The following is a 6,408-nucleotide window of genomic DNA, read 5'->3' as shown; positions in this document are numbered from 1 at the left end:
ACGCTATGGTCTGGAGCCAGACCTCTATACGCTCGGCAAGATCATCGGTGGAGGACTCCCGATCGGGGCGGTTGCCGGGCGCGCATCGGTGATGAGCATGTTCGACGCCGGCCGGAGCAGGCCGGCCGTCCCGCAAGGGGGAACATTCTCGGCCAATCCAATGTCGATGACCGCCGGTCTGATCGCGATGCAGAACCTTGATCAGGCGGCTTTTGTCCGTCTGGAGCAGCTTGGCGATCTGCTCCGAAGCCGCCTCAGGCAGGCGATCGAACGATGGCAAGTCGCCTTCTCGGTCACAGGCGCCGCATCACTGTTTCGCATTCACCCGAAGCGGCGGCCGCCACGGGACTTTCGCGAGGCGTTCTGGTCACCCAGCGAAGCCGCCATCATGACGGAGATGACGCGTTACTTCGCGGCTGAGGGCATCATTCTGCCGAACGGCGCCGCCGCGTGCCTTTCAACCCCGATGGCGGACGGAGACGTCGACCTGGTCGGGCAGGTGTTTGAACATTTTCTGTCGGATGTGGCGCAGAGCTTCGAGTGGGATCAGCCGTGAATCAGAATGAGAACGAGAACATGACCGTCGCCGAGCGCATCGCGTTGGCACTGAAGCGACACGGCGTCGAAATCATCTTCGCCCAGAGTCTTCCTTCGGCCGTCATCCTTGCGGCAGAAGCGATCGGCATCAGACAGCTCGCCTATCGCCAGGAGAACATGGGCGGCGCCATGGCAGATGGTTTTGCCCGCATTTCCGGCCGGATTGCCGTCGTCGCTGCACAGAATGGCCCTGCTGCAACCCTCCTAGTCCCGCCGCTGGCCGAAGCTTACAAGGCCAGCATTCCCGTTGTGGCGCTGGTTCAGGACGTCGAGCGTCCTCAGCTGGACCGTAACGCGTTTCAGGATCTCGACCACTTGGCGCTATTTGCTCCTTGCGCCAAATCGGTTCGTCGCATGCTCACTGCTGATCGCGTCGACGATTATGTCGATGGCGCCTTCGTTGCTGCAGGAAGCGGACGTCCGGGACCAGCGGTTCTGCTGCTGCCTGCCGATCTCCTGCGCGAACGCGCCATCACACCGCGATTGCAACGGAACGCCAGCTACGGCCAATGGCCGATCGACCGCACTGGCCCGTCGAGAGACCTCATCGAAGCCGCGGCCGACATGATCGCCGCAGCCCGTTCTCCGATCGTCGTGGCAGGCGGCGGCGCCACATCCAAAGCCGCTGCCGAAGCCCTGGCCCGGCTGCAGGACATCGCTCACCTGCCCGTCTTCACGACCAATATGGGCAAAGGGAGTGTCGACGAGCACCATCCGTTGTCGTGTGGCGTGCTAGGCGCCTTGAACGGCCCAGGCTCGCTTGGACGGCATACGCGCCGGCTGCTCGACGAAGCCGATACCGTGCTCCTGGTGGGCTCGCGCACCAACCAGAACGGAACCGATAGCTGGCGACTGATTCCGCCGAGCGCCAAGCTCATTCATATCGACATCGATCCGCAGGAAATCGGGCGCAACTACCAGGCGCTCCGCCTGGTCGGCGATGCCGCCACAACGCTCGAGCTGTTGTGTTCGGCGATACAAGCCCGCGATCTCCGAATGCGGCAGCGACAACGGGGCGAGCTTGAGAGCCGCATCGCGGCGGCATGGCGTCAGTTCGAGATTGACCGCTCTTCCGTCAGGGAAACCAACAAGACTCCAATCCGTCCCGAACGGATCATGAAGGAGCTCCAACGCCGTCTGACGCCAGAAACCATCGTCGTTGCAGATGCGAGCTACGCCTCGATGTGGATCGTCGGCCAGTTGCGCGGCTTACGGACCGGCATGCGCTTCATCACACCGCGCGGACTTGCGGGACTGGGTTGGGGCCTGCCTTTGGCGATGGGCGCCAAGCTGGCCGAACCTCAGCATCCTGTCGTCGCGGTGGTGGGTGACGGCGGATTTGCCCATAGCTGGGCCGAACTCGAAACCATGGTTCGCAGCGACATCGCCGTGGTCGTCATCGTGCTCAACAACGGCGTCCTTGGCTATCAGAAGGACGCCGAAACAGCGAAGTTCGGCCGGTTCACCAGCGCATGCCACCTTGGCCCGGTCTCACATGCCGAGATCGCGCAGGCCTGCGGGTGTGCCGCGATTCGCGTCACCGCCCCCGGCGAGCTTGCAACTGCGCTCGCGACCGCATTGACGGCGCGGCGCCCCTGTTTGATCGATGTGATCAGCGCAGCTGACGCCCACCCGCCCTTGTCGCTTTACGATGGTACGCTCGACCGACCCGAGCTGGTCGAGCCAGCGATGTGATCGCCACGTCACGCGGCGAATTCACCTCCGGTGACATCCAGTGTTGCCCCAGTCAGGAACGCCGCGGCCGGTGAGCCGACGAGAAAGCCGACGAGTCCCGCAACCTCGTCGGCCGTTCCGAAGCGCCCCAGCGGGATCCGGCTGAGTGCAACACGGTTGATCTCGCTATCCGCAGGCCCGGTCATATCGCTCAAGATACGGCCGGGGGCAACGCAGTTGACGGTTATGCCGAACGGAGCAAGGTCGCGGGCCACGGCACGGGTGAGACCCACGAGGCCGGCCTTTGAGGCTGCGTAATGCGGACCGGCAATGTGTGGGACGGCACGTCCTGCAAGCGAGCCGATGTTGACGATGCGTCCCATACGCCTCCGGATCATCGCCGGTGCGATCAGGCGGGTCAGCATGAAGGGTCCATTCAGGTTGACGGCAATGACGCTCTGCCATTCCTGTGCTGACGTCTGCATCATCCAGGGAGTTGCCGGATCGCTGCGCTTGGGTGAGATGCCAGCGTTGTTCACCAGGATCGTCACATCATCCCACCGTCGGCGTACCCGATCGACGAACGCAGCCATCTTCTCTTCGCAGGTCACGTCGATCGCGTCGGCAATCAGCCGAGCTTGATCGCGGCCGAGATGATCGAGAGCTCGGGCGACATGGTCCTCCTGCCTGGACACGAACGCAACTCGGATGCCGTCATCGAGAAGACGACGCACAATCGCCAGACCAATTCCACTGGCCCCGCCTGTGATCAGGGCCACCCTGCCCCCATCTGCCGCGATCGATGTGGCCTTCGCCTGCGGCATAGTCAGACCGTCGCGACCGGCGTGACTGGAGATCCAACCGCACCAGGCAGCCGCAACGGCGGCGCGGTCAGAAGAAAGCAACGCCGATCGTGGCATCTCAACCACTGTGCAAGCTCCGACAGATACCACAACTCGCCAAGCGCCACCCCGACCTTGAACAGGCAAAACTCGTGGAGCGGCAGTGTCGCGCGCCGATCGTGGTGGTCAGGGCGCGCCGGCAACGCTTCGACGCCAATGTTGTCCGAAATCAAGGCCGACAGGCCGCTGTCGTCGATCCAGCGCTGCAGCTTCTGGTCACGCCCATCGAGCTCCGGGCAGCGCGCAGGATGCGCATCAGCGGGGTCGAGGGCGCCCGAAGCCGCGAGGACGAGATCACCAAAGCCCGAATATAAGCACACCAGGTCGCCGCGTTCGACTTCCACCCCGTCAGCCTCGATGATCCGCATCAAATCGTCATAGCCGACCAGGTGCCGATCGCGCCCGAGGTGATGACACAGATCGATGAGAACACCCCGTCCCTGGATGCAGGCACGTGCCATGGTGTCAACACCGAGTCGGAGTGTTCGTGCTACCCCTGTCTCCGGATCAGGCGCCGCGACCTCGCGGCCGGCGCGCCAGCCATTATAGTAGAGCGGTTCGGGAACGCCGTCGTCATCGGCATCGAAGCTCTGCCCAACATGGGCGAACGTGTCCCAATGGGTTGAATACTGCGTCGCGAGCGTCACCACGTCGTCGCTTACGATATCGGTTGCTCCTGGCTGCTCGTTGGCGAGCGGGTAATTGTAGTTGAGCGCGCCGTCTCCGCCACGGGCAAGTGCCGAAAGCCTTGGCGGCTGTCGAAGACGGTGAATGACGGTTCCCCCCGGGAGATTGAGAGGAAGACTGAGACAGAATGTCAGCCCCTCCTGCACGCACCGCACCGCCCGCCTGCAGACGTCGGGAGTGAGATAGTTGAGGCGGCCAAGCTCGTCATCATCACCGAAGTCGCCCCAGTTCGAACCGATCGGCCGCCGTTGCCAACGCCTAAACATGATCAGCCCCCGATTGGAGATGCCTCGCAGCCGCAGAGCCTGGCTCAGCATTCGGCACGAGCGGCGGTGCCGGCAGATCGCGCTTGGTCTCACTGATGCGATACATATCGCGGCAGTCGATCTCGGCGATCACAGCCCTCTGAGCTCCCGATGGATCGCGCCGGCCGATCGCTTCGACAATCTCGCCGAGCAGCATGGTCACTTCGCGTCGCGAGCCATCGTCAGAGGCCTTGTGAGTGAAGGTTGGTCCAAATCGGCACCAGATTCTGTCGACGAACATCGACAAGACACTCGGTTCAGACAGGCCGAGAAGAGCCATGCGCAACGCCCAGACCGCTGCGGCAAACTGCACGGCCTGCCCGGTTTCGGCAGCCCTGCAGACATCGGTGTGGAGCAGCTTGAAAATGCGCCAATCGGCCTTGCGGTGCATCTCCGCAGCATTCGCAAACGCCAGACCTTCGACGGCAACGCGGAGCCGGCGCAGCTCTTCCAGCTCGGCAACTCCAAGGATGGGCACGATGACACCGAACTCGCGGCTCTGTTGGACGGCATCTGCGGCGGCAAGCCGGGACAGGGCATCCCGGACAGGCGTCGGACTCGTTCCGAGCTGACGCGCCAGACCCCCCAAGGTCATCTGCTGACCCGGACGGACCTCGCCCACGATCAGCATGTGCCGAAGCCGGCTGAATGTGCCCTCGGCCAGCGAAGGGGCTGGAGTGCGTGGGCCGCGCCCTATCGTCCGGTGCAGGACGATCTGATCTTTGCCGGACGCATTTGGCAGCCCGCCTGCCCTGCCGCGGCGAGCGCGGCCGGCGCTCACAATGACACTCTGACTTTCTCGTCTTTGCATCGCCTGTCTCCAACGGCCCCACTGCAAGGCACTGACCTTGAGCACCCGCGCTCGTGGCAATCAGGCCAACGCAGCCACTGTTTCGGGCTGTCGCGACACCGAAGGGCTTTTCGTCAGAATGCAGTCGCAAAGCCGTTCGATGTCTTCGACGTCGTGGTCAGCAGTCAGGCAGACGCGGATGCCCGCCTTGCCCTGGGCGACCGTTGGAAAAAAGGTGACCGATGTGTAGAAGCCGGCATCGAGGAAATCACGCGCCATGGCGATGGCGGCCGCCTCGGAGCCGACCGTGATCATCCGGATCGGCAGCGAATTGCCGCTTTCGGCAGTTGGAATTCGCCGATCGAAAAGATTGATCCGCTGGGCCAGTCGCCGCTGCCGCTGGCCAAGTTCTGCCGACCGGTGAATTCTGCACGAGCCAAGAGCTGCCCCGACCGCCGCCAAATTGGCAGCGGCCGAGAACGCATGCGGGAGGGCATATCGCCGGAACAGCGCTTCCTGCTCGGCCGTTCCCAGCATCAGAACCCCGCCCGAGGCGCCGAATCCCTTGCCCAGAGAAGCAGCAATGATGGTGCGATCGCCAAGGTCGCTGCCAAACTGCGAGCGTGCGAAACCCTGGCCCTGATCGCCGAACAATGACACCCCATGTGCGTCGTCGATGTAGAGAAACAGTCCATATTGCTGCTGCAGCCTCAGCAGCTCCGGGATCGGCGCATGTCCTCCCATCGAGTAGACGCCGTCACAGACATAGGCGACGACCGGCTCTTCGCGACACAGTTTCTCCAGCGCCGCAATGTCGTTGTGAGGAATGGCTTCGACCCGGGTCTCGTCGGCAACCACCGGCTTGTGATAGGCGAGCGAAATATGGGCCAGGCGATCGAACGCCACGACCGGCTTGATTCCACTCGTCAGAAGGCCGGAGGCCAGGATCGGCATGGCGCCGAGATTGGCCAGCATCACCGTCGAGAACGCAATCACCCGAGCGGCAAACATCTCGGACAGGGTGGCTTCCAATTCCGAGAGCAGGTCGAAGTTGAGACGCGTGCGAGCGCAAGACCAGTGAACGGAACGGTGCGCTTCAATCGCGTCAATTGCGCCGGACACGATCACCGGATGATTGTCGAGCCCGAGATATGAGCATCGAACGAAGTCGATCGCGTGCGGCCTGTTCTTGACATCGCCAACGCCAAGCGCCACGGCGCGGCCGCGCAGCGAACGACCATAGACGGCCATGAGGCCGGCGTCATGTGCCGCATCGAAATGCGATCTGCTCTCATTGATCACATACGCGGTGTTACGAAAGCGTCCCACCGGACGAGCATTGCCAGACAAATCCGTCGCGTGTTGCATGATACCGTTCCTCGTTCGCCTGAGGTGACCGACTTGTATTGATGTGTATACAATTGGCTTGGCCGGTTGATCGCGCCGATCGCCA

At 63.0% G+C, this 6,408-nt stretch carries 6 protein-coding genes; 2 read left to right on the top strand and 4 right to left on the bottom strand.

Annotated features, from left to right (window positions below; all coding sequences use genetic code 11):
• Both QW863_RS35480 and QW863_RS35475 read left to right on the top strand, forming a co-directional pair.
• A partial coding sequence (locus QW863_RS35480; protein WP_315770036.1) for an aminotransferase class III-fold pyridoxal phosphate-dependent enzyme occupies window positions 1-556 on the top strand: 556 nt, incomplete at its 5' end.
• 20 nt (window positions 557-576) lie between these two features.
• The gene (locus tag QW863_RS35475; protein ID WP_315716469.1) at window positions 577-2,292 is read left to right on the top strand and encodes an acetolactate synthase catalytic subunit; all 1,716 of its coding nucleotides are present in this window, start codon (window positions 577-579) and stop codon (window positions 2,290-2,292) included.
• Window positions 2,293-2,300: 8 nt separating this feature from the next.
• Here QW863_RS35475 and QW863_RS35470 read toward each other — a convergent pair whose 3' ends face one another.
• From QW863_RS35470 to QW863_RS35455, 4 genes are read right to left on the bottom strand one after another with little or no spacing between them, the layout of a single operon-like run.
• Window positions 2,301-3,095, bottom strand: a complete 795-nt coding sequence (locus QW863_RS35470) for an SDR family NAD(P)-dependent oxidoreductase (protein WP_315729352.1) — start codon at window positions 3,093-3,095, stop codon at window positions 2,301-2,303.
• A gap of 2 nt (window positions 3,096-3,097) precedes the next feature.
• Complete coding sequence (locus tag QW863_RS35465; protein ID WP_315716434.1) at window positions 3,098-4,126, bottom strand: cyclase family protein; 1,029 nt, start codon at window positions 4,124-4,126, stop codon at window positions 3,098-3,100.
• Window positions 4,119-4,976: a GntR family transcriptional regulator gene (locus tag QW863_RS35460; RefSeq protein WP_315716470.1), complete on the bottom strand. Its 858-nt coding sequence runs from the start codon at window positions 4,974-4,976 to the stop codon at window positions 4,119-4,121. The genes QW863_RS35465 and QW863_RS35460 overlap by 8 nt, the downstream gene beginning before the upstream one ends.
• Before the next feature lie 60 nt (window positions 4,977-5,036).
• Complete coding sequence (locus QW863_RS35455) at window positions 5,037-6,323, bottom strand: aminotransferase class I/II-fold pyridoxal phosphate-dependent enzyme (RefSeq protein WP_315716435.1); 1,287 nt, start codon at window positions 6,321-6,323, stop codon at window positions 5,037-5,039.
• Window positions 6,324-6,408 lie beyond the last annotated feature (85 nt).

Origin of the sequence: Bradyrhizobium sp. SZCCHNR1017 (genome assembly GCF_032381375.1) — a bacterium.
GTDB lineage: Bacteria > Pseudomonadota > Alphaproteobacteria > Rhizobiales > Xanthobacteraceae > Bradyrhizobium.
Note: the sequence above shows the minus strand (reverse complement) of the source record. Positions and strands in the feature narration are given on the sequence as shown.